The organism is Pseudomonas sp. MUP55, from assembly GCF_034043515.1.
Classification (GTDB): Bacteria; Pseudomonadota; Gammaproteobacteria; order Pseudomonadales; family Pseudomonadaceae; genus Aquipseudomonas.
The window spans coordinates 5,453,992-5,477,611 of record NZ_CP138214.1; the positions used below are offsets into that span (position 1 = coordinate 5,453,992).

The following is a 23,620-nucleotide window of genomic DNA, read 5'->3' on the forward strand; positions in this document are numbered from 1 at the left end:
AATGTGTTCACAGTTCAAAATTGAACTGAAGCTATCAGGGCAAGCCCCCTCCCCACAGTGGAGAGGTGTTCACAGTTCAAAGTTGAACTGAAGCTATCAGGGCAAGCCCCCTCCCACCGTTGGGGAGATGTTCACAGTTCAAAATTGGGCTGAAGCTATCAGGGCTGGGCCCTCCCACAATTGAAAGGTGTTCACAGATCAAAATGTGGGAGGGGGCTTGCCCCCGATGCAGGCGACTCGGTTTCAGCACTCAACCGCACTCACCGCCAACCCGCCGCGCGATGTCTCTTTGTACTTGTCGTGCATATCCGCGCCGGTATCGCGCATGGTGCGGATCACCCGGTCCAGGGAGATAAAGTGCTGGCCGTCGCCACGCAAGGCCATCTGCGCGGCATTGATCGCCTTGACCGCCGCAATCGCATTGCGCTCGATACACGGCACTTGCACCAGCCCGCCCACCGGGTCGCAGGTCAGGCCCAGGTTATGTTCCAGGCCGATTTCCGCGGCGTTGCACAACTGCTCCGGCGTGGCGCCGAGAATCTCGGCCAGGCCCGCTGCGGCCATGGCGCAGGCCGAACCGACTTCGCCCTGGCACCCGACTTCGGCACCGGAGATCGAGGCGTTCTTCTTGCACAGAATCCCCACCGCCGCCGCGCCGAGCAGGTAGTCGACCACGTTGGCCTCCGTCACCTCTTCACTGAATTTCATGAAGTAATGCAGCACGGCCGGAATGATCCCCGCTGCGCCATTGGTGGGCGCCGTCACCATGCGCCCGCCGGCGGCGTTTTCTTCGTTGACCGCCAGGGCGAACAGGTTTACCCACTCCATGGCACTTAAGGTCGAGCCGATCACATTGGGTTTGTTCAACTCCTGCAAACTGCGGTGCAACCTGGCGGCGCGACGGCGCACGTTCAAGCCGCCAGGCAGGATGCCTTCATGCTTGAGGCCTTCCTCCACGCAGGCTTGCATGGCGCGCCAGAGCTTCATTAGGCCGCTGCGGATTTCTTCTTCGCAGCGCCACACCTTCTCATTGGCCAGCATCAGTTCGGCGACGCGCAGGTTGTGGGTCTTGCACAGCTGCAACAGCTCCACGGCACTGGAAAAATCATACGGCAGCTCGGTGCGATCCATGTCCGCCACGCCGCTCTGGGCCTGGGCTTCATCCACCACAAAACCGCCACCCACCGAGTAGTAGGTGTCGCGGTGCAACTCGCCGTTATCGTCGAACACCACCAGGGTCATGGCATTGGGGTGGAATGGCAGGTTTTCATCGAGCAGGCGCATGTCCCGTGACCATACGAACGGCACCGGCAAGCGACCGTCGAGCAGCAAGGTGTCGGTTTCACGCAGTGTGTGGATGCGCACACCGATCTGCGACGGGTCGATGGCGTCCGGCCACTCGCCCATCAGGCCCATGATGGTGGCGGTGTCGCTGCCATGGCCGATGCCGGTGGCCGACAAGGAGCCGTAGAGTTGCACTTCGACACGTCGCACCTGTTCGAGCAGGTCACGTTCGCGCAAGGCCTGGAGGAACAACGCAGCGGCGCGCATGGGCCCCACGGTGTGAGAACTGGAGGGTCCGATGCCAATCTTGAACAGGTCGAAAACGCTGATAGCCATTAACGTGAAACTCCTCGATAAGCGCGGCCAGGCTTGAACGAGGTGCTACGCTCAGATCGCCCAGATGGCGGCATCATCCAGCTTTTACCCGCCGTCACGGCGTCTCACACCGACGCAACCATGCTCAACAGCGTCGCTCACGTGCGTTCGCCTGTTTTGGCCGTTTTTAACGGTGCAGATGAGTGAAAACAGCCGTTTGGCCGTGGTAAAAACCTGTAAGCGACGTCACCGACACTGGATGCGACCCTCCCTGTACTGGATACGACGCCCCCTGTAGGCGTCAGATTTTCACTGGTACATGATCAGTCTCGACTCGTTTGCAAGGCACCGTGCCAGAGCTGTCCAACGCACGCTCCAATAGCAGCACTTATAAAGCGCGGCGAATGCCGCCAGAAAAAACACAGGAGTCTACCCCGATGAAAGGTTCACCCTCGTTGTTGTTGGCCGCCATGCTGAGTCTGCCCGTCATGGCGCACGCCGCAGAACCGGAACAGTGCAAGACCGTCAACTTCTCCGATGTCGGCTGGACCGACATCACCGTCACGACCGCGACCACCAGCGAAATCCTCAAGGGCCTGGGCTACAAGCCGCGCACCACAATGATTTCGGTGCCCGTGACCTACAAGTCGCTGGCTGACGGCAAGAACATGGACATTTTCCTCGGCAACTGGATGCCGACCATGGAAAACGACATCAAGCAGTACCGCGATGCCGGCACCGTGGAAACCGTACGCGCCAACCTGGAGAACGCCAAGTACACCCTGGCGGTGCCCGAAGCGCTGTATGAAAAGGGCCTGAAAGACTTTGCCGACATCGCCAAATTCAAGGATGAGCTGGGCGGCAAGATCTACGGCATCGAGCCGGGTAACGACGGCAACCGCACCATCCAGACGCTGATCGACAAAGATGCCTTCGGCCTCAAGGCCGCCGGTTTCAAAGTGGTCGAGTCCAGCGAAGCCGGCATGCTTTCCCAGGTCGAACGCGCCACCAAGCGCGGGCAGGCCATCGTGTTCCTCGGCTGGGAACCGCACCCGATGAACACCCGTTTCAAGATGAAATACCTGACCGGGGGTGATGATTCGTTCGGCCCCAACTACGGCCAGGCCACCATCTACACCAACACCCGCAAGGGCTACACCCAGGAATGCAGCAATGTGGGCCAGTTGCTGAAAAACCTGGTGTTCACGCTGAACATGGAAAGCACCCTGATGGGCAACGTCCTGGACGACAAAATGAAGCCCGATGCTGCCGCCAAGGCCTGGCTGCAGAAGAACCCGCAAGTGCTCGACACCTGGCTCGCCGGTGTCACCACCGTTGATGGCCAACCAGGTCTCGATGCCGTTAAAGCCTACCTCGCCAAATAGCACCCGCTGACCCCGGGGCGGTGCGCTGCCCCGGGATGTTTCCCTCTTCGCATGTGGACATTCACTACCATGCTGACTGAACAGAAAATCCCACTAGGCCAGTACATCGCTGCCTTCGTCGACTGGTTGACCCAACATGGCGCCAACTATTTCGACGCGATCGCATCGACACTGGAAACGATGATCCACGGCGTGACGTTTGCGCTGACCTGGTTCAATCCACTGGCATTGATCGGTCTGATTGCGCTGCTGGCTCACTTTATCCAACGCAAGTGGGGACTGACTGTCTTTGTCATCGCCTCCTTCCTGCTGATCCTCAACCTGGGGTACTGGCAGGAAACCATGGAAACCCTCGCGCAGGTGCTGTTCGCCACCCTGGTCTGCGTGGTCATCGGCGTGCCGCTGGGCATTGTTGCCGCGCACAAGCCGATGTTCTACACCATGATGCGGCCGGTACTCGATCTGATGCAGACCGTGCCGACCTTCGTCTACCTCATCCCTACCCTGACCCTCTTCGGGCTGGGTGTGGTGCCCGGCCTGATTTCAACGGTGGTGTTCGCGATTGCCGCGCCGATCCGCCTGACCTACCTGGGTATCCGCGATGTACCGCAAGAGTTGATGGACGCCGGCAAGGCCTTCGGCTGCTCGCGCCGCCAGTTGCTCTCGCGCATTGAACTGCCCCACGCCATGCCGAGCATTGCCGCCGGTATCACTCAATGCATCATGCTGTCGCTGTCGATGGTGGTGATCGCGGCGCTGGTGGGCGCCGATGGCCTCGGCAAGCCGGTGGTCAACGCACTGAACACCGCCGACATCGCCCTGGGCTTTGAAGCGGGCCTTGCGATCGTGTTGCTGGCCATCATGCTCGACCGTATCTGCAAACAACCTGACGCTAAAGTAGGGGGTGATGCATGAGCATTATCCGGTTCGACAATGTCGACGTGATCTTCTCCAAAGACCCACGCGAAGCGCTCAAGCTGCTGGACCAGGGCATGAGCCGTAACGAAATCCTGAAGAAGACCGGGCAGATTGTCGGCGTTGAAAAAGCCAGCCTGGACATCGAGAAAGGCGAGATCTGCGTGCTGATGGGCCTGTCGGGCTCCGGCAAATCCAGCCTGCTGCGCTGCATCAACGGCCTCAACACCGTCAGCCGTGGGCAGCTGTTCGTGGAACATGAAGGGCGCCAGATCGACATCGCGTCCTGCACCCCCGCCGAGCTGAAGATGATGCGCACCAAGCGCATCGCCATGGTGTTCCAGAAATTCGCCCTGATGCCCTGGCTGACGGTGCGCGAAAACATCAGCTTCGGCCTGGAAATGCAGGGCCGCCCGGAGAAGGAGCGACGCACGCTGGTCGATGAAAAACTCGAACTGGTGGGCCTGAGCCAATGGCGCAACAAGAAGCCCGACGAGCTGTCCGGTGGCATGCAACAACGCGTGGGCCTGGCCCGTGCATTGGCGATGGACGCCGACATCCTGCTGATGGACGAACCCTTCTCCGCCCTCGACCCGCTGATTCGCCAGGGCCTGCAGGATGAATTGCTGGAACTGCAACGCAAGCTGAGCAAGACCATCGTGTTCGTCAGCCATGACCTCGACGAAGCCCTCAAGCTCGGCAGCCGCATCGCGATCATGAAAGACGGCAAGATCATCCAGTACAGCGTGCCGGAAGAGATCGTGCTGAACCCGGCGGACGACTATGTGCGCACCTTCGTCGCCCACACCAACCCGCTGAACGTGCTGTGCGGCCGCAGCCTGATGCGCACGCTGGATAACTGCAAACGTGTGAACGGTTCGGTATGCCTGGACCCGGGCGGCGACTCCTGGCTGGACCTGGCCGAAGGCAACACCATCCAGGGCGCACGCCAGAATGGCGTAGCCATGAACCTGCAGAACTGGGCGCCAGGGCAAGCGGTGGAAGGCCTGGGCCGAGTGCCGACGCTGGTGGACTCCAATATCGGCATGCGCGATGCGCTGCAGATTCGCTACCAGACCGGGAACAAGCTGGTGCTGCACGACAACAACAAGGTGGTGGGCATACTGGGCGACAGCGAGCTCTACCATGCCCTGCTGGGCAAGAACCTGGGCTGACAAACACCACAAAACCAATGTGGGAGGGGGCTTGCCCCCTCCCACATTCAGAGCACCGCCAGGCTTCAGCTATAGACCCGCCAGACCACTACCATACCTTGCTGAACAAAACCGGCCTAACACACACCACAAAACCAATGTGGGAGGGGGCTTGCCCCCGATAGCAGTGTGTCAGCGAGCACATCTGAGACTGACACACCGCCATCGGGGGCAAGCCCCCTCCCACTTTTAGAGCATCATCTGTCTTCAGCCATAGACCCGGCAGACCACTACCATGCCTTGCTGAACAAAACCGGCCTAACACACACCACAAAACCAATGTGGGAGGGGGCTTGCCCCCGATAGCAGTGTGTCAGTCAGCACATCTAAGACTGACACACCACTATCGGGGGCAAGCCCCCTCCCAGATTCAGAGCACTACCTGAATTCAGCTGTAAACCCGGCCAAGGAGCTGCCGATGGCTTTCAAACTGATCGAGCACATCGCGGGTGATCTGCTCCTGGGTGAAGCCCATCAGGTCATATTCCTGAGGCCCGTTGTGCAGGTACACCTCGGCGCGGTAATAGCGGGTACGTTCTTCTTCGGGCACGTCATCAGGCGCCGAAGAATAGGCGTCCAGGCTGACTTCGTAGACGAACGGGTTACCCTCTTCCATCTCGATCCGCACGCCAATGCAACGCTTGGATTTGCCCAGCAAGGTCTGTACCTCCAACCCCTGCTCGCGCAGCGCTGCCGCGGCTTCTTCCAGTGCCGGCGTTACGTGCTTGTCCATAAAGCGTTGCACGGTGGCCTGGCTCGGTTGCAGGTCCAGCGCGGTCAAACGCTCGCTGAACCCGCGACGCCCACGTTCAGCCAACTGCGCCTGCTCTTGTTCGATGGCCACATCCTGGCGCATGGCCTTGTGCAAACCGAACATGAAGAAGATCAGCACCACCGAGAACGGCAGCCCCGCCAGCACCACCATGGTTTGCATGGCTTCGAAGTTGCCGGCGAACAGCAGGCCGATGGTCACGAGGGTGATCACCGCCGACCAGAAGATCCGCAGCCAGTGCGGCGCATCTTCGTCCACATTGCCGCCTTTGCACGACAAGTTGGCCATCATCACCGCGCCGGAATCCGCTGGCGTCAGGAACAGCACGAAGCCCACAAAGATCGACACACCGATGACGATTTTCGACGCCGGGTAATGCTCCAGCAGCTGGTAGATGGCCATGGACGGCTGTTCCAGCGCGGTCTTGCCCAACTCCACCGCACCATGGTTGAGCACCAGGTCCAGCGCCGAGTTACCGAAGATCGACAACCACGCCAGGGTGAAGCCCAGCGGGATCAGCAGCACGCCGGCGACCAGCTCACGCACGGTGCGGCCACGGGAAATGCGCGCGATGAACATGCCCACGAATGGCGCCCAGGAAATCCACCAGGCCCAGTAGAACAGGGTCCACAGGCCCATCCAGCGCTCGGTCTTGTCGGCGTCGCCTTCGTACACATACAGATCGAAGGTTTTCAGGATGATGCCGTTGAGGTAGTCGCCGGTGTTCTGCACCAGGCCGTTAAGCAGGTGCAGGGTGGGGCCGAACAGCAGCACGAAGATCAGCAAACCGCTGAACAACACAATGTTGAGGTTGGACAGGCGGCGGATGCCGTTCTCCACACCCGACACCGCAGCGATGGTCGCCACCGTGCTCATCACGATGATCACGATCAACAGGTTGGTATTGCTGTGCTCCATGCCGAACAGGTTTTCCAACCCGGACGACACCTGCATCGAACCAATCCCCAGGTTGGTCACCAGGCCGAGCAGGGTCACGAACATGCCGAAACCGTCCACCGCATGGCCGGCCGCGCCCTTGACCCAACGCTCGCCCACCAGCGGGTACAGCGCCGACCGCAAGGCCAGCGGCTGGTTATGGCGATACGCGAAGTACGCCACGGCCAGGCCGACCAGCGCATAGATCGCCCAACCATGCAGGCCCCAGTGCAGGAAGGTCAGCTGCAGCGCCTGACGTGCCGCGCTGTTGCTGGCGGCCGCGCCTTCGGGCGGGTTGAAGTAGTGGTCCAGGGGCTCGGAGGCGCCGAAGTACAGCAGCGAGATGCCGATGCCCGACGAGAACAGCATGCCGGCCCAGGCGCCGTAGCTGAAGTCCGGGGTGTCGTCCTTGCTGCCCAGTTTCAGCTTGCCGTAGGACGAAAATGCCAGGCCGACCACAAACACCAGGTAGGCGGCGATCACCACCATGTAATACCAGCCGAAGCTTTTCGACAGCCAGGCCTGGGCGACGCCGAGCATGCGCCCGGCCTCCTGCGGGGCGATGATCAGGATGGCGGTCAACAACAGAATCAGCGCGGTGGAGGTGTAGAACACCCAACCGTTGACCCGCACCTTTTCCGGCGGGGTCTTTATAAGAGAGGCAGAACTCATGGCGCAGATGCTCCGGGCAGTGCGAGAGAGAAACACAAGGCAACGGTTATCCCGGGACATCGATTTTTCGGCAGTCGACGGACGGGTGTTATAAAGACACCCCGAAAATTCTTGAACCCGCCCAAGCGTCGGGCAGGCCCTGATACAGCCGGTTTCAAGGGTTTTTGCAGGTGTCGAAGGTCGCGGCTCTCAGGTAGGAAACATCTGTAGGCAGCGACCATTTGTCGCAGATCTTATTCTTTGTTGATTGAACGTTCAATCAAAACAAAATAGACTGGCCCTCAAGCCGACGGACGTGGATCGCCTGTCGGCAGGCCAAAGGAGAGGTGCTACATGCCCAAGGTCGGTATGCAACCCATACGCCGCCAGCAATTGATCGAAGCCACATTGACGGCCATCGATCAGGTCGGGATGGGGGATGCCAGCATTGCGCTGATCGCCCGTCTGGCGGGTGTCTCGAACGGCATCATCAGTCACTACTTTCAGGACAAGAACGGCCTGATCGCAGCGACCATGCGTTACCTGATGAACGCGCTGATCGCGAACGTCCAGGAACGCCGACGTGCCCTGAACGATGACAGCCCACGGGCGCATCTTCGGGTGATCATCGAAGGCAACTTCGACGCCAGCCAGGTCAACGGCCCGGCAATGAAAACCTGGCTGGCCTTCTGGGCCACCAGCATGCACCACCCGTCATTGCACAGGTTGCAGCGGATCAACGATCAACGTCTGTATTCCAACCTGTGCTGCCAGTTCCGCCGAGTGCTGCCGCTGCCGCACGCACGCAAAGCAGCCAGAGGCCTGGCAGCCCTGATCGACGGTTTGTGGTTGCGCGGTGCCCTGTCGGGAGACGCTTTCGACACGGAGCAGGCGCAACGGATCGCTTACGAATACATGGATTTCCAATTGGCCAAGCAGGTGAGTTAGAGCACACATAACCGCTCAACCCCCTGAACTGCTGTCGCTGCGTCTCACGCAGCGGCGGTTAACGCCAACCACTTATGCACTTGCGAGGACTTTATGGCCCGTTTCGAACTGCAAAAACTCTACATTGACGGCGGCTACAGCGACGCTGGCAGCGATGCCACCTTCGAAGCCATCAACCCGGCTAACGGTGAAGTTCTCGCCCAAGTGCAACGCGCTACGAAAGAAGACGTCGAGCGTGCCGTTGTCAGCGCCGAGAAAGGCCAGAAGATCTGGGCTGCGATGACCGCCATGGAGCGTTCGCGCATCCTGCGCCGTGCCGTCGACATCCTGCGCGAGCGCAACGATGAGCTGGCCGCCCTGGAAACCCTGGACACCGGCAAAGCCTTCTCCGAAACCAAATACGTCGACATCGTCACTGGCGCCGACGTGCTGGAATACTACGCAGGCCTGGTGCCCGCCATCGAAGGCGAGCAGATTCCGCTGCGCGACACTTCCTTCGTCTACACCCGCCGCGAGCCGCTGGGCGTGGTGGCCGGTATCGGCGCGTGGAACTACCCGATCCAGATCGCCCTGTGGAAATCCGCACCGGCCCTGGCCGCCGGTAACGCGATGATCTTCAAGCCAAGCGAAGTCACCTCGCTGACCACCCTGAAACTGGCGGAGATCTACACCGAAGCCGGCGTTCCGGCTGGCGTGTTCAACGTGCTGACCGGCAGCGGCCGTGAAGTCGGCACCTGGCTGACCGAGCACCCACGCATCGAGAAAGTCTCCTTCACCGGCGGCACCGACACCGGCAAGAAAGTCATGGCCAGTGCTTCGAGCTCGTCGCTCAAAGACGTGACCATGGAACTGGGCGGCAAATCCCCGCTGATCATCTTCGACGACGCCGACCTCGACCGCGCCGCCGACACCGCGATGATGGCCAACTTCTACAGCTCCGGCCAGGTCTGCACCAACGGCACCCGCGTGTTCGTGCCCAAGCATCTGCAGGCGGCATTCGAAGCCAAGATCGTGGAGCGCGTTGCCCGCATCCGCATCGGCAACCCGGAAGACGAAAACACCAACTTCGGCCCGCTGGTCAGCTTCGCCCACATGGAAAGCGTGCTGGGCTACATCGCCAAAGGTAAAGAGCAAGGCGCGCGCCTGCTGTGCGGCGGCGACCGCCTGACCGACGGCGACTTCGCCAAAGGCGCTTTCGTGGCACCCACCGTGTTCACCGACTGCACCGATGACATGGTGATCGTGCGTGAAGAAATCTTCGGCCCGGTGATGAGCATCCTCACCTATGAAACCGAAGAAGAAGTGATCCGCCGCGCCAACGACACCGACTTCGGTCTGGCTGCCGGCCTGGTCACCAAGGACCTGAACCGCGCCCACCGCGTGATTCATCAGCTGGAAGCGGGTATCTGCTGGATCAACGCCTGGGGCGAATCCGACGCCAAGATGCCGGTCGGTGGCTACAAGCAATCCGGTGTGGGCCGTGAAAACGGCATCAGCTCGCTGAACAACTTCACCCGCATCAAATCGGTACAGGTCGAGCTGGGCGATTACGCATCAGTGTTCTGATGAGCCTCGAGCGGCAAGCTTCAAGCTGCAAGTAAAAGCAGTTTGGTTTGCCGCATCTCCCAGATGCACCGCTCGCTGCTCTTTCTTGCAGCTTGAAGCTAGGAGCTTGCAGCTCCCCCGGAGTACAAATGACTCAAGAATACGACTACATCATTGTTGGCGCAGGTTCTGCGGGCAACACCTTAGCGACCCGTCTGACCGAAGACGAAGGCGTCACCGTCCTGTTGCTGGAAGCCGGTGGCCCGGACTACCGCCTCGACTTCCGTACCCAGATGCCGGCCGCCCTGGCGTTCCCGCTGCAAGGCCGTCGCTACAACTGGGCCTACGAAACCGACCCTGAGCCACACATGGACGGGCGCCGGATGGAATGCGGTCGCGGCAAGGGCCTGGGTGGTTCTTCGCTGATCAACGGCATGTGCTACATCCGCGGCAACGCCATGGACTACGACAACTGGTCGAAGCTGCCAGGCCTTGAAGATTGGACTTACCTGGACTGCCTGCCGTACTTCCGCAAGGCCGAAACCCGTGACATCGGCCCCAACGATTGGCACGGCGGCGATGGCCCGGTCAGCGTGACCACGCCCAAGGCAGGCAACAACCCGCTGTTCCACGCCATGGTTGAAGCCGGCGTGCAGGCCGGTTACCCGCGTACCGAAGACTTGAACGGCTACCAACAGGAAGGCTTCGGCCCGATGGACCGTACCGTCACGCCCAACGGCCGTCGCGCCAGCACCGCGCGCGGTTACCTGGACACCGCCAAGAAGCGTTCGACCCTGACCATCGTCACCCACGCCCTCACCGACAAAGTGTTGTTCGAAGGCAAGCGTGCGGTCGGCGTGCGTTACCTGATCGGCGCCGCCGAAGAGCGCGTCGAAGCCCGTGCACGCAAGGAAGTGCTGGTGTGCAGCGGTGCAATCGCTTCGCCGCAGCTGCTGCAACGCTCCGGCGTCGGCCCGGCCAAACTGCTGGAAAGCCTCGATATCCCGGTGGTCCACGACCTGCCAGGCGTGGGTGAAAACCTGCAGGACCACCTTGAGCTGTACCTGCAGTACGCCTGCACCCAGCCGGTGTCGCTGTACCCTTCGCTGCTCTGGTACAACCAGCCGGCGATTGGCGCCGAGTGGCTGTTCAACGGCACCGGGATCGGCGCCAGCAACCAGTTCGAAGCGGGCGGTTTCATCCGTACCCGTGAAGAATTCGAATGGCCGAACATTCAGTACCACTTCCTGCCGGTAGCGATTAACTACAACGGCAGCAACGGCGTGAAAGAGCATGGTTTCCAGGCCCACATGGGCTCCATGCGTTCGCCGAGCCGTGGCCGCATCCAGTTGAAGTCGAAGAACCCAAGGGACTACCCGAGCATCCTCTTCAACTACATGGCCACCGAGCAGGACTGGCAGGAATTTCGTGACGGCATCCGCCTGACCCGTGAAATCATGCAACAGCCGGCGCTGGACCCGTACCGTGGCCGCGAAATCAGCCCAGGTATCGACGTGCAAACCGATGAACAGCTCGACAAGTTCATCCGCGAGCACGCCGAAACCGCGTTCCACCCGTCCTGCTCGTGCAAGATGGGCACCGACGAGATGGCAGTGGTGGATGGCGAAGGCCGTGTGCATGGCATGCAGGGTCTGCGTGTGGTCGATGCGTCGATCATGCCGATCATCACCACCGGCAACCTGAACGCGCCAACGATCATGATCGCCGAAAAGATCGCCGACAAGATCCGCGGGCGCAAGCCACTGCCGCGCAGCACCGCCGACTACTACGTGGCCGGTGATGCGCCGGTGCGTGGCAAGCCGTTGCGTGAAGTGGGCCCGATGCGCAATAACTGATACACCGCTATCGGGGGCAAGCCCCCTCCCACACTGACTGCGCTCACACGTTTAAAGGTGTAAATACAGTCAAATGTGGGAGGGGGCTTGCCCCCGATGAGGCCCCAACAAACACCACATCCCTCCTTGATAGCTCCCCAGCCCGGGCCTACTCTGTTGGCCTGCCCCGCGCTGAGCCGCCCACAAGGAAGGCCCCATGTTCGAACACCACGCCACGCTCAAGAAACACTTCAGTGCCCTGCGCACCACTGCCCCATTCTTCTCCCTGCGCTACGTGCGCGAATCCGGCCGTTACCTGTCGGTACGCAAGAACGTCGCCGAACCGCCGCACCTGAGCCACGACGAAGGCGCCATGCTCACCGTGCGTGTCAACGGCGTGGAAGCTTATGCTGCGACCAACGATATTTCCCTGGCCGGCCTGCAAGCCGCCCTCGAACGCGCCGAACAACAGGCCCGGCGAATCAAGCCCCACGCCCTGCTCGACCTGCGCGAGCAAGCGGTGTCCAGTGATGTGGCCGATTACCTGTCCCCCCACCTCGACCAGCCCTTCCCGTCCCTGAGCGACTGCTACCAACTGCTGGGCGATGAGTCGGCTGCGGTGCCCAGGGATGAGCGCCTGGTGAGCTGGGACGTGAGCCTCGGCCAGACCACGGTCGAACAGATCTACCTCAACAGTGCCGGCGCCCAATTGCGCCAGGCCCAGCGTTTTGTGTTCCCCGGCGTCAACGTCACCGCCTTCGATGGCAACGACAGCCAGACCCGCACCCTCGGCGGCAGCAACTTCGGCCAGCAGGGCGGGTTCGACGTGATCAGCCGCTTCGGCCTGATCGGCGCCGCGCCACGGGTGGCCGACGAGGCCCTGCAACTGCTGCTCGCACCGAACACGCCCCAGGGACCGCGTGACCTGCTGCTGATGCCCGACCAGATGATCCTGCAGATCCACGAGTCCATCGGCCACCCGCTGGAGCTGGACCGCATCCTCGGCGACGAGCGTAACTACGCCGGCACCAGCTTCGTGAAGGCCAGCGATTTCGGCCACCTGCAGTATGGCTCCAAGCTGCTCAATGTGACGTTCGACCCGGACATTCCCGAACAGCTCGCCAGTTACAGCCACGACGACGACGGCACCCGAGCCAGCAAGCAGTTCCTGATCCGCGAAGGGCTGCTGCTCAAGCCGTTGGGCGGCGCGTTGTCGCAATTTCGCGCGGGGCTGGGCGGTGTGGCCAACAGCCGGGCCAGCGGCTGGAACCGCCCGCCGATCGACCGCATGGCCAACCTCAATATCGAGGCCGGCGACCAGAGCCTGACGCAACTGATCGGCGGTATCGAGCACGGCATCCTGATGTCGACCAACCGTTCCTGGTCCATCGATGACGCGCGCAACAAATTCCAGTTCGGCTGCGAATGGGGCCAACTGATCGAAAACGGCGAGCTCAAAGGCGTGGTGAAGAACCCCAACTACCGCGCCATTTCCGCGCAGTTCTGGCGCAAGCTCAGCGCGGTAGGCGACGCCAGCACCTTCAAGGTGCTGGGCACGCCCAACTGCGGCAAAGGCGAACCCAACCAGGTGATCCGCGTCGGCCATGCATCGCCTGCGTGTGTGTTCAGTAACGTCGACGTATTTGGGGGAGATGCCTGATGAATAATTTCAAGGCACTGGTGGACTGGCTCAAGCAGGCCGTCACCGATCAGGAACAATTTCACCTGGGCTACGCGGACGAAGCGTCCGAGTTCGTGCGCTTCAACCACGCCCAGGTCCGCCAGGCCGGGCAGGTGCAACAGGCCAGCCTCAACCTCAAGTTGATCAACGCCGGCCGCCATGCCGACCTTGGCATCACCCTGGCCGGTGACCCGCAGCTGGACCGTGATCGCCTCGCCGCAGGCCTGCAACAGTTGCGTGAAACCTTGCCATTGCTGCCGCCGGACCCTTACCTGCTGCTCAACCACACTGCTTGGCAAAGCCATAACGAACAACTGCGGCCACTGCCGGAACTGCCCCAGGTGTTGCAGGACATCAGCCAGGCCGCAGAAGGCGTGGACCTGGTCGGTTTTTATGCCGCAGGCCCCATCAGCCGTGGCTTTGCCAGCTCCGACGGGGCGTTCGGCTGGCACCAGGCCAATAGTTTCAACTTCGATTTCAGCCTGTTCCATGCCAATGGCGAAGCGGTCAAGGCCAGCTATGCCGGGCATACCTGGGACAGTGTCGAGTTCGCCCGGCGCGTCCAGCAGGCGCGTGACCAGCTTGAGTTCCTTGGCCGACCGTTGCACCCGCTGGCGCCCGGACAGTACCGCGCCTACCTCGCGCCGGCGGCGCTGGAAGAGATCATCAGCATCATCACCTGGGGCGGTTTTTCCGCGCAGGCCATCGCCAGCAAAGGCAGCTCGCTGCAACGCCTGTATGCCGGGGAACACCACCTGAGCCCGCTGGTGACGGTGAACGAACAGATCAGCGGCTCGCTGAGCCAGGCATTTTCCACCGAAGGCTACCCGCGCAGCGACGTCAGGTTGATCAATGCCGGCCGCGCCGAGGGCCAACTGGTCAACTCGCGCAGCGCCGCCGAATATGGCTTGAGCGCCAACGGCGCCAGCGGCGACGAATCTCCCAGCGCCCTGCAAATGGCCGCCGGCAACCTGGCCCAGGCCGACATTCTCAAGCAGTTGGGCACCGGGTTATACATCAGCAACCTGTGGTACCTGAACTACTCCGACCTGCCTGCGGCGCGCCTGACCGGCATGACCCGCTTCGCCACGTTCTGGGTGGAAGACGGCGAAATCAAGGCACCGGTCAGCACCATGCGCTTTGATGACAGCGTGTACAGCTTGCTCGGCTCGCAGCTGGAAGCGTTGACCGCTGAACGGGAGCTGTTGCTGTCGGCCAGTACCTACGGTCAACGCAACACCGCGTCCAACCTGCTTCCTGGCGCACTGGTCAAACGCCTGACACTCACCCTCTAAGCACCACACATCCAATGTGGGAGGGGGCTTGCCCCCGATGGCGGTGGATCAGCCAAGTATTTATCGACTGACACACCGCTATCGGGGGCAAGCCCCCTCCCACATTGTCTTGTGTCCATTTCGCACACTTCGCTAAGCCCCTTCCTACCGTTCATTCCGATACCCCCCGCAGCCTGTTGTCGCCCGCAAAAAACCCCGATATAAGGAATAGTGGCGTACCGCCATACCACAGGGAGTGCTGCGATGAACCAGGGAAGTTTCGTCATCCAGAAGCTGTACAAACACTACAACGTCCACGTAGAGCGACTGGGCAACGCCCCCCACAGAAAGACCGTGCTGATGGTCAACGGCGCGCTGTCCACCACGCGCTCCTTTGCCCGCACCAGCAAATGCCTGGCCGAGCACTTCAATGTGCTGCTGTTCGACCTGCCGTTCTCCGGATCTTCCCGCGAACACAACACCGACCTCGAGCTGGTGACCAAGGACGACGAAGTGCAGATGCTGCGAGCGCTGGTGGAGCGCTTTGCCGTCAACCATCTGGTCTCGGCCTCGTGGGGTGGCATCTCCACGCTGCTGACCCTGGCCCATAACCCGCCGTCCATCGAAAGCTCGGTGGTGATGGCCCTCGCGCCCAACCTCAACCCGGCGATGCTCGAATATGTGGAGCGCGTACGCGTATTGATCGAGGCCGATGACAAATCAGCCGTCGGCGATCTGCTCAACGAAACGGTCGGCAGATACCTGTCGCCGCGCCTCAAGCGCAACAACCACCGCCATCTGTCGAACATGGCTACCACCGAGTATCGCCAGGCGCGCTTTCACATCCATCAGGTGCTGTCGCTGGGCGACGGCAATTACTTGCCGGCACTGAGGCAGATTGAAACGCCGGTGCACTTTCTCAACGGTGCGCTGGACGCGTACACACCCGCCGACGATGCGCGAGGGTTCAGCGATTATGTAGGGCGCAGCAGTTTCGCCGTGGCCGAACACACCGGACATCTGCTCGACCTGGAATCGCAGGAAGCGGCGCTGGCGGTGCATCGCGCCTTGCTGGATTTTTTGCTGGACGAGCACGCCGTAATGTCGGAGTTAGACCAACCGCCAGTGGGAAAACGGGCGATGAATGGCGCATAATCGCCGACACATAGCCTGCTAACAAAAGGGATCCCATGCCGAATCGTGCCCCTCTCGACGCCAAGACCGCCCGCTGGCTACCCTGGGTGGTAGCGATTGCCTTCTTCATGCAGTCGCTGGACGGGACGATCCTCAACACGGCGCTGCCGGCCATGGCCCGGGACCTGGCGGAAAACCCGCTGCGCATGCAGGGGGTGGTGATCGCCTACATGCTCACCGTCGCCTTGCTGATTCCGGCATCGGGCTGGATCGCCGATCGCTTCGGCACGAAAAAAATCTTCTTTGGCGCGATCCTGCTATTCAGCATCGGGTCGCTGCTGTGCGCCCTGTCCAGCAGCTTGAGCATGCTGGTGGGCGCGCGGATTATCCAGGGCCTGGGCGGGGCGCTGATGCTGCCGGTCGGACGCCTGGTGGTGCTGCGTGCCTATCCCCGCTCGGAGCTGGTGCGGATCATGGGTTTCATAACGATCCCCGGCCTGCTGGGCCCGTTGCTCGGCCCGACCATGGGCGGCTGGATGGTGCAATACCTGACCTGGCACTGGATCTTCCTGATCAACCTGCCGGTGGGCATGATCGGCTGCTATGCCGTGTGGAAGTTTATCCCCGACCTGCGCGGCAGTGAGCGCACGCGCTTCGATGGCCTGGGTTTTTTGCTGTTCGGCGCGGCAATGGTGCTGATTACCATCGCCATGGAGGGCCTGGGCGAACTGCACTTGCCGCACCTGCGGGTGATGTTGCTGCTGTTCGGTGGCCTGGCGTGCCTGGCGGCGTACTGGCTGCGCGCCGGGCATGTCGATAACCCGCTGTTCTCGCCGGTACTGTTCAAGACCCGCACCTTTGCCGTGGGCATCCTCGGCAACCTGTTCGCGCGCCTGGGCAGCGGCGCCCTGCCGTTTCTGGTGCCGTTGCTGTTGCAGGTGGCGCTGGGTTATTCGCCATCGGAAGCCGGCATGAGCATGCTGCCGCTCGCGGCGGCGGCGATGTTTGCCAAGTCCATCGCCCGCCCGCTGATCGAGCGCCTGGGTTATCGCGTGGTGCTCACCGGCAACACCCTGGCCCTGGGCGCCATGCTGGCGAGCATGGGCCTGGTCAGCGAACAGACGCCCTACCCCTTGCTGCTGGGCATGCTCGCGGTGCTGGGCGCGATCAACTCCCTGCAATTTACCGCGATGAACACCGTGACGCTGATCGACCTCGACGACGCCCAGGCCAGCAGCGGCAACAGTCTGCTGTCGGTGGTGGCGCAACTGTCCCTGAGCCTGGGCGTGGCCTGCGCCGGTGCGCTGCTCGGCGGGTTTACCTTGGAGACCGGCAACGATGGGGTCAACACGGTGCTGGGCGCGTTCCAGCTGACGTTCCTCACGGTGGGCATCATGGCCATGCTGGCGGCGGCGATCTTCCTGCAGCTGTCGCCAAAAGACGGCAAGCGGGTGGTCAGCCGCGAGCACGATCTGGAGCATTGAAGCAGCTGCAAGCTTCAAGTTGTAAGCTTCAAGCTTGTCGCTTGCAGCTCGTAACTTGCCGCTGGCCCCCTACGCCTCGTCGAGAACATACAAAGAAATCCAAGGGGGCCTGTTACACTGCGCGACATTTTGTTTTGCAGAGCCAGTCCCGTGACCACCATCGCCACCGCTTTTAATACTTTGCCCCTGTCCGCCGCCATGCTGGCTAACCTCGACTCGCTGGGTTATGTCGAGATGACGCAGATCCAGGCGCAGAGCTTGCCGGTGATCCTCAAGGGACTGGACCTGATCGCCCAGGCCAAGACCGGCAGCGGCAAGACCGCGGCCTTCGGTATCGGCCTGCTGAACCCGATCAACCCGCGCTACTTCGGTTGCCAGGCCCTGGTGATGTGCCCGACCCGCGAGCTGGCCGACCAGGTGGCCAAGGAAATCCGTCGTCTGGCCCGCGCCGAAGACAACATCAAGGTGCTGACCCTGTGCGGTGGCGTGTCCCTCGGCCCGCAGATCGCTTCCCTTGAGCACGGCGCCCACGTGATCGTCGGCACCCCGGGCCGTATCCAGCAGCACCTGCGCAAGGGCTCGCTGGTACTGGACGGTTTGAACACGCTGATCCTCGATGAAGCCGACCGCATGCTCGACATGGGTTTCTACGACGCCATCGAAGACATCATCAGCAAGACCCCGCCACGCCGCCAGACCCTGCTCTTCTCGGCCACCTACCCGGTGAGCATCAAGCAACTGGCCTCCAAGTTCATGCGCGCGCCGCAACAGGTGAAGGCCGAAGCCTTCCACTCCGACGACCAGATCGAGCAGCGTTTCTACGAGATCTCGCCAGAAGAGCGCATGGACGCGGTGACCAAGGTGCTGGCGCATTTCCGCCCGGCGTCGTGCGTGGCGTTCTGCTTTACCAAGCAGCAAGTGCAGGAAACCGTGGATCACCTGACCGCCAAGGGCATTTCCGCCGTTGGCCTGCATGGCGACCTGGAGCAGCGCGACCGTGACCAGGTGCTGGCCATGTTCGCCAACCGCAGCACCTCGGTGCTGGTGGCCACCGACGTGGCTGCCCGTGGCCTGGACATCGACGCGCTGGACATGGTGATCAACGTCGAACTGGCCCGCGACTCGGAAATCCATATCCACCGTGTAGGCCGTACCGGTCGCGCGGGTGAGACTGGCATCGCCATCAGCCTGGTGGCGCCGTCCGAAGCGCACCGTGCCCAAGCCATCGAGCAACTGCAGAAGTCGCCGTTGAACTGGGACCAGTTGGACAACCTCAAGCCGCAAGGCGGTGGTCCGCTGTTGCCGCAGATGAGCACCCTGTGCATCGCCGCCGGGCGCAAAGACAAAGTCCGCCCAGGCGACATTCTTGGCGCGCTGACAGGTGATGCTGGCATCCCTGGGGCCCAGGTCGGCAAGATCGCGATTTTCGACTTCCAGGCCTTCGTCGCCGTGGAACGCGGGATCGCCAAGCAGGCGCTGCAGCGCTTGAACGACGGCAAGATCAAGGGCCGTTCGTTGCGCGTGCGGATCCTGTAACACGATCTGCGCCCCCATGAAGATCCAATGTGGGAGGGGGCTTGCCCCCGATAGCGGCCTGTCAGTTGGACTATTTCTGACTGACACACCGCAATCGGGGGCAAGCCCCCTCCCACATTTGACTGTATTTCAATTCAGAATTTTTGTATGAGGACACTGTTTTGCGCTCGACCGAAGTTGTGATCATTGGCGCTGGCGCCGCGGGCCTGATGTGTGCACTCACCGCCGCCGGGCGCGGGCGCGAGGTGATGCTGATCGACCATGCGAACAAGGCCGGCAAAAAGATCCTGATGTCCGGTGGCGGGCGCTGCAACTTCACCAATATGTACACCGAGCCGGCCAACTTCCTTTCGCACAACGCGCACTTCTGCAAGTCCGCCCTGGCGCGCTACACCCAGTGGGATTTCATCGGGCTGGTGGCCAAGCACGGCGTGCCGTACCACGAAAAGAAACTTGGCCAGTTGTTCTGCGATAACAAGTCCAGCGACATCCTCGGCATGCTGCTCGACGAGTGCATCCAGACCGGTGTGAGCCTGCACCTGGACACCTCCATCCAGGCAATCGCCAAACACGACGGCGGCTATCAGTTGCAGACCACCCTGGGTGAACTGCGCTGCGAGTCCCTGGTGATTGCCACGGGCGGCTTGTCGATCCCGACCCTGGGCGCCACCGGTTTCGGTTATCAGGTGGCCAGGCAATTCGGCCATGAACTGCTGCCGACCCGCGCGGGCCTGGTGCCGTTCACCATCACCGATCAGCTCAAGGACGTGTGCAGCGAGCTGTCCGGCACCTCGGTGGATTGCCTGGTCAGCTGCAACGGCCAGAGCTTTCGCGAGAACATCCTGTTTACCCATCGCGGCCTGAGCGGGCCGGCGATCCTGCAGATTTCCTCCTACTGGGAATCCGGCGACACGCTGGAAATCAACCTGCTGCCCGACCACGACGCCCACACCTGGCTGCAACAGCAACAGGCCGAGCGCCCCAACAGCGAGCTGAAAACCTTGCTGGGCGAAATCTTTACCAAGAAGATGGCCAACCTGCTGGCGGACACCTGGTTTGCGTCCAAGCCGATGAAGCAGTACACCCACGCCGAAATCGCCGACATCGCACAGAAACTCGGCAGCTGGCAACTGGTGCCGGCGGGCACGGAGGGCTATCGCACCGCCGAGGTGACCCTGGGCGGGGTGGATACGCGCGAAGTGTCTTCCAAGACCATGGAGTCGCTGAAAAGCCCAGGGTTGTACTTTATCGGTGAAGTGCTGGATGTGACCGGGCACTTGGGTGGGTTCAACTTCCAGTGGGCCTGGGCGTCAGGCTACGCCGCGGCACAGTACGTCTGACCCAAGAATGTACTCGGTCAAATGTGGGAGGGGGCTTGCCCCCGATAGCGGTGGACCAGTCAACTCATCGGGTGACTGACACACCGCCATCGGGGGCAAGCCCCCTCCCACATTCTATTGCGCAGTCAGCCAGGGAAATATTTTGCGCATCGATGTGATCACCACCCTTGCCGTGGCGTCCTTGATAGCTCAATTTAGCGACACCGTCCCGGAAGACTCCAGACTTCATGTCATCGACCTCGTTCAAGCAGTCCCTGCGACGCCTGTGGGCACTGGATAAATTCAGCTACAGCATTCGGGTATTCATCGCCCTTACCGGCAGCATGGCGTTGTGCTGGTATCAGGATGAAATGACGTTGTTGATTCCGCTGTTCCTGGGGATTATCGCCAGCGCCCTGGCCGAGACCGATGACAGTTGGCAAGGCCGTCTCAACGCCCTGGCGGTGACGCTGGTGTGCTTCAGCATTGCCGCGCTGTCAGTGGAGCTGCTGTTCCCTTACCCCTGGATTTTCGCGGTCTCCCTGGCCCTGGCCACGTTCGGCCTGACCATGCTCGGCGCGCTGGGCGAACGCTATGGCGCGATTGCCTCGGCCACCTTGATCCTGTCGGTCTATACCATGATCGGCGTGGACCAGCGCGGCGGTGCCGTGAGTGATTTCTGGCACGAACCGCTGCTGCTGGTGGCGGGCGCGGCGTGGTACGGCGTGCTGTCGGTGCTGTGGCAGGCGCTGTTTTCCAACCAGCCGGTGCAACAGAGCCTGGCGCGCTTGTTCCGCGAGCTGGGACGTTATCTCAAGCTCAAGTCATCGCTGTTCGAGCCGATCCGCCAGTTGGACGTAGAAGCGCGGCGCCTGGAACTGGCCCAGCAGAACGGCCGGGTTGTCGCCGCCCTGAACGCCGCCAAGGAAATCATCCTGCATCGCGTGGGCAATGGCCGACCGGGCTCCAAGGTCAGCCGTTACCTGAAACTGTACTTCCTGGCCCAGGACATCCACGAGCGCGCCAGTTCGTCCCACTACCCGTATAACGCCCTGGCCGAGGCCTTCTTCCACAGCGACGTGCTGTTTCGCTGCCAGCGCCTGCTGCGCCAGCAAGGCAAGGCCTGCCAGACCCTGGCCGAGTCGATCCAGCTGCGCCAGCCATTCATTTATGACGACAGCTTCGCCGAAGCCCTGGGCGACTTGAACGCTTCCCTGGAACACCTGCGTATCCAGAGCAACCCGGCCTGGCGCGGCCTGCTGCGCTCGTTGCGCGCCCTGGCCGCCAACTTGTCCACCCTCGACCGGTTGCTGGGCGACGCGAGCAACCCCGACGCCCTGGCCGACGCCACCGACAGCAACCTGCTGGACCGCGCCCCACGCAACCTCAAGGAAATGTGGACGCGCCTGCGCACCCAGCTCACGCCCACCTCGCTGCTGTTTCGCCACGCCTTGCGCCTGTCTCTGGCGCTGACCGTGGGCTACGCCACCCTGCATGCCATCCACGCTTCCCAGGGCTACTGGATCATCCTCACCACGCTCTTTGTTTGCCAACCGAACTACGGTGCGACGCGCCGCAAGCTCGGCCAGCGGATCATCGGCACCGCCATCGGCCTGACGGTGGCGTGGGCGCTATTCGATCTGTTTCCAAGCCCGGTGGTGCAGTCGATGTTCGCCATCGCCGCTGGCCTGGTGTTCTTTATCAACCGCACCACCCGCTACACCCTGGCCACGGCGGCGATCACCTTGATGGTGCTGTTCTGCTTCAACCAGGTGGGCGATGGTTACGGGCTGTTCCTGCCACGCCTGTTCGATACCCTGCTTGGCAGCCTGATCGCGGGCCTGGCGGTGTTCCTGTTCCTGCCTGACTGGCAAGGCCGACGCCTGAACAAAGTGCTGGCCAACACCCTGACCTGCAACAGCATCTACCTGCGCCAGATCATGCAGCAGTACGCCGCCGGCAAGAGCGACGACCTGGCCTACCGCCTGGCCCGGCGCAATGCGCATAACGCCGACGCTGCGCTGTCCACCACCCTGGCGAATATGCTGATGGAGCCTGGGCATTTCCGTAAGGAGGCGGATGTGGGCTTCCGGTTCCTGGTGTTGTCGCACACCCTGCTCAGCTATTTGTCGGGCCTTGGCGCGCACCGCGACACCCAGCTACCGGCCGAAGTGCGCGAGCAGTTGATTGAAGAAGCGGGCAACAGCCTGGCGGCGAGCATCGATGAAATCGCCACGGGTCTTGCCAACAAGCAGCCGATTGCGATCCAGAGTGATGACGAGGAAGCCCTGGCGGCGCAGCTTGAGCAGATGCCGGATGAGATCGATGAAGGCCAGCGGCTGGTGCAAACGCAGTTGGCGTTGATCTGTCGGCAGTTGGGGCCGTTGCGGACGTTGGCGGCGCATCTGATCAAGGATACCGGTGCGGCTTAGGCCGCTATCGGGGCAAGCCCCCTCCCACATTGATCGCATTCCAATGTGGGAGGGGGCTTGCCCCCGATTGGCCCACAAGAGCGCTACATCCCATGCGCCTTGAGCAATTTCGCATAACTGCCATCGGCCTTCATCAAGGCGATCTCCCGATCAAAGTCGGCAACGATCTGCGCATGTTCGGGGTTTTTCAGGCTGACCAGGATATGCAGGCTGTTCTCGCTCAGCGGCTTGCCCAGGAACTCCACGGCATTGCGCACCCTGGGCGACTCCCGCGCCAGGTAATAGCGCGCCACGTATTCATCCTCCAGCGTCAGCCGCACGCGCTTGGCTACCAGCATACGCACGGCCATGGCGAAGTTATGCACCGGGACTTTCTGTAACTGCGCATCCTGGTCGAACGCCGTGGAATAGGCATAACCGCGCACCACGGCGATGCTTTCATCCTGCAGCTGTTCCAGCGCCTGAAAATCGATAGCGTCATCGCGACGCTTGATAAAGCGCACACGGTTGACCAAATACTGCGCGGAAAACTGGCCCAGCTGTGTGCGCGCTTCGTCGTACCAGGCGTTGACCAGCACGTCGTAGTGCCCGTCCCCCACGCCCTTCAGCGCACGCGCCCAAGGCACTTGCTCAAAATCGCTGGCGTACCCCGCCCGAGCCAGCGCGGTGCTGACGATATCCGTAGCCAGGCCGCCGTTGACCAAGGTGACATCGGTAAACGGTGGCCAGCCATCCGCGACCAGACGCAAACGCTGCGCCCATACCGGTTGAGCCAGCAACAACACTGCGATCAAAGCAACGGCACGAGCATATCGCGGCATGCTTAAAGTCCTTGGCGGCAGGCGATGGCCTGATAACAGTAGCTCATCAATGAGCCTGCATTGTTTATTACACAAAGAAGTCAGGCGCGCATGCACTCAATGATGGCAAATTGACGCCATTCACAAAATCGCCGGTTTT

At 61.7% G+C, this 23,620-nt stretch carries 15 protein-coding genes and 1 pseudogene; 13 read left to right on the forward strand and 3 right to left on the reverse strand.

Annotation, left to right across the window (positions count from 1 at the left end; translation table 11 throughout):
* Nucleotides 1–243: 243 nt before the first annotated feature.
* Entirely contained in the window at nucleotides 244–1,620 is a 1,377-nt protein-coding gene (locus SC318_RS24660) for an L-serine ammonia-lyase (protein ID WP_320428803.1), read from the reverse strand.
* 416 nt (nucleotides 1,621–2,036) lie between these two features.
* On the opposite strand from SC318_RS24660, the gene SC318_RS24665 reads away from it, so the two are divergent.
* The 3 genes from SC318_RS24665 to choV all read left to right on the forward strand — a co-directional run bounded on the left by SC318_RS24665 (nucleotide 2,037) and on the right by choV (nucleotide 5,074).
* On the forward strand, nucleotides 2,037–2,984 hold the full coding sequence (locus tag SC318_RS24665; RefSeq protein WP_320428804.1) for a choline ABC transporter substrate-binding protein: 948 nt from the start codon (nucleotides 2,037–2,039) through the stop codon (nucleotides 2,982–2,984).
* A gap of 69 nt (nucleotides 2,985–3,053) precedes the next feature.
* Nucleotides 3,054–3,899 carry a choline ABC transporter permease subunit gene (gene choW / locus SC318_RS24670; RefSeq protein WP_003194913.1) on the forward strand — a complete coding sequence of 282 codons (846 nt, stop codon included), beginning with the start codon at nucleotides 3,054–3,056 and terminating at the stop codon, nucleotides 3,897–3,899.
* The gene (choV, locus tag SC318_RS24675) at nucleotides 3,896–5,074 is read left to right on the forward strand and encodes a choline ABC transporter ATP-binding protein (protein WP_005792170.1); all 1,179 of its coding nucleotides are present in this window, start codon (nucleotides 3,896–3,898) and stop codon (nucleotides 5,072–5,074) included. Before choW ends, choV begins: the two co-directional genes overlap by 4 nt.
* A gap of 427 nt (nucleotides 5,075–5,501) precedes the next feature.
* Here the strand turns inward: choV and SC318_RS24680 are convergent, their stop codons facing one another.
* Nucleotides 5,502–7,436: a BCCT family transporter gene (locus SC318_RS24680; RefSeq protein WP_320431286.1), complete on the reverse strand. Its 1,935-nt coding sequence runs from the start codon at nucleotides 7,434–7,436 to the stop codon at nucleotides 5,502–5,504.
* Between the two features lie 390 nt (nucleotides 7,437–7,826).
* Here SC318_RS24680 and betI point away from each other — a divergent pair, with 390 nt between their 5' ends.
* The 10 genes and pseudogenes from betI to yccS all read left to right on the forward strand — a co-directional run.
* Nucleotides 7,827–8,420 (forward strand): transcriptional regulator BetI, encoded by a 594-nt coding sequence (betI, locus tag SC318_RS24685; RefSeq protein ID WP_320428805.1) that lies wholly within the window; start codon nucleotides 7,827–7,829, stop codon nucleotides 8,418–8,420.
* A 93-nt stretch (nucleotides 8,421–8,513) separates the two neighbouring features.
* Nucleotides 8,514–9,986, forward strand: a complete 1,473-nt coding sequence (gene betB / locus SC318_RS24690; RefSeq protein WP_124388529.1) for a betaine-aldehyde dehydrogenase — start codon at nucleotides 8,514–8,516, stop codon at nucleotides 9,984–9,986.
* Nucleotides 9,987–10,114: 128 nt separating this feature from the next.
* Complete coding sequence (gene betA, locus SC318_RS24695) at nucleotides 10,115–11,821, forward strand: choline dehydrogenase (RefSeq protein ID WP_320428806.1); 1,707 nt, start codon at nucleotides 10,115–10,117, stop codon at nucleotides 11,819–11,821.
* A 196-nt stretch (nucleotides 11,822–12,017) separates the two neighbouring features.
* The gene (locus SC318_RS24700) at nucleotides 12,018–13,460 is read left to right on the forward strand and encodes a TldD/PmbA family protein (protein ID WP_320428807.1); all 1,443 of its coding nucleotides are present in this window, start codon (nucleotides 12,018–12,020) and stop codon (nucleotides 13,458–13,460) included.
* On the forward strand, nucleotides 13,460–14,776 hold the full coding sequence (locus SC318_RS24705; protein WP_320428808.1) for a TldD/PmbA family protein: 1,317 nt from the start codon (nucleotides 13,460–13,462) through the stop codon (nucleotides 14,774–14,776). Before SC318_RS24700 ends, SC318_RS24705 begins: the two co-directional genes overlap by 1 nt.
* Nucleotides 14,777–15,019: 243 nt before the next feature.
* Nucleotides 15,020–15,910 carry an alpha/beta fold hydrolase gene (locus SC318_RS24710; protein ID WP_320428809.1) on the forward strand — a complete coding sequence of 297 codons (891 nt, stop codon included), beginning with the start codon at nucleotides 15,020–15,022 and terminating at the stop codon, nucleotides 15,908–15,910.
* Nucleotides 15,911–15,945: 35 nt separating this feature from the next.
* On the forward strand, nucleotides 15,946–17,373 hold the full coding sequence (gene mdtD, locus SC318_RS24715) for a multidrug transporter subunit MdtD (protein WP_320428810.1): 1,428 nt from the start codon (nucleotides 15,946–15,948) through the stop codon (nucleotides 17,371–17,373).
* Nucleotides 17,374–17,571: 198 nt separating this feature from the next.
* Nucleotides 17,572–18,909 (forward strand): ATP-dependent RNA helicase DbpA, encoded by a 1,338-nt coding sequence (gene dbpA / locus SC318_RS24720; RefSeq protein ID WP_231982056.1) that lies wholly within the window; start codon nucleotides 17,572–17,574, stop codon nucleotides 18,907–18,909.
* Between the two features lie 161 nt (nucleotides 18,910–19,070).
* Nucleotides 19,071–20,249: a BaiN/RdsA family NAD(P)/FAD-dependent oxidoreductase gene (locus SC318_RS24725; protein ID WP_320428811.1), complete on the forward strand. Its 1,179-nt coding sequence runs from the start codon at nucleotides 19,071–19,073 to the stop codon at nucleotides 20,247–20,249.
* A 227-nt stretch (nucleotides 20,250–20,476) separates the two neighbouring features.
* A pseudogene (gene yccS, locus SC318_RS24730) lies at nucleotides 20,477–22,679 on the forward strand (YccS family putative transporter); the annotation flags it as partial.
* Nucleotides 22,680–22,743: 64 nt separating this feature from the next.
* Here the strand turns inward: yccS and SC318_RS24735 are convergent.
* Nucleotides 22,744–23,481 carry a substrate-binding periplasmic protein gene (locus SC318_RS24735; RefSeq protein WP_320428812.1) on the reverse strand — a complete coding sequence of 246 codons (738 nt, stop codon included), beginning with the start codon at nucleotides 23,479–23,481 and terminating at the stop codon, nucleotides 22,744–22,746.
* Between the last annotated feature and the right edge of the window lie 139 nt (nucleotides 23,482–23,620).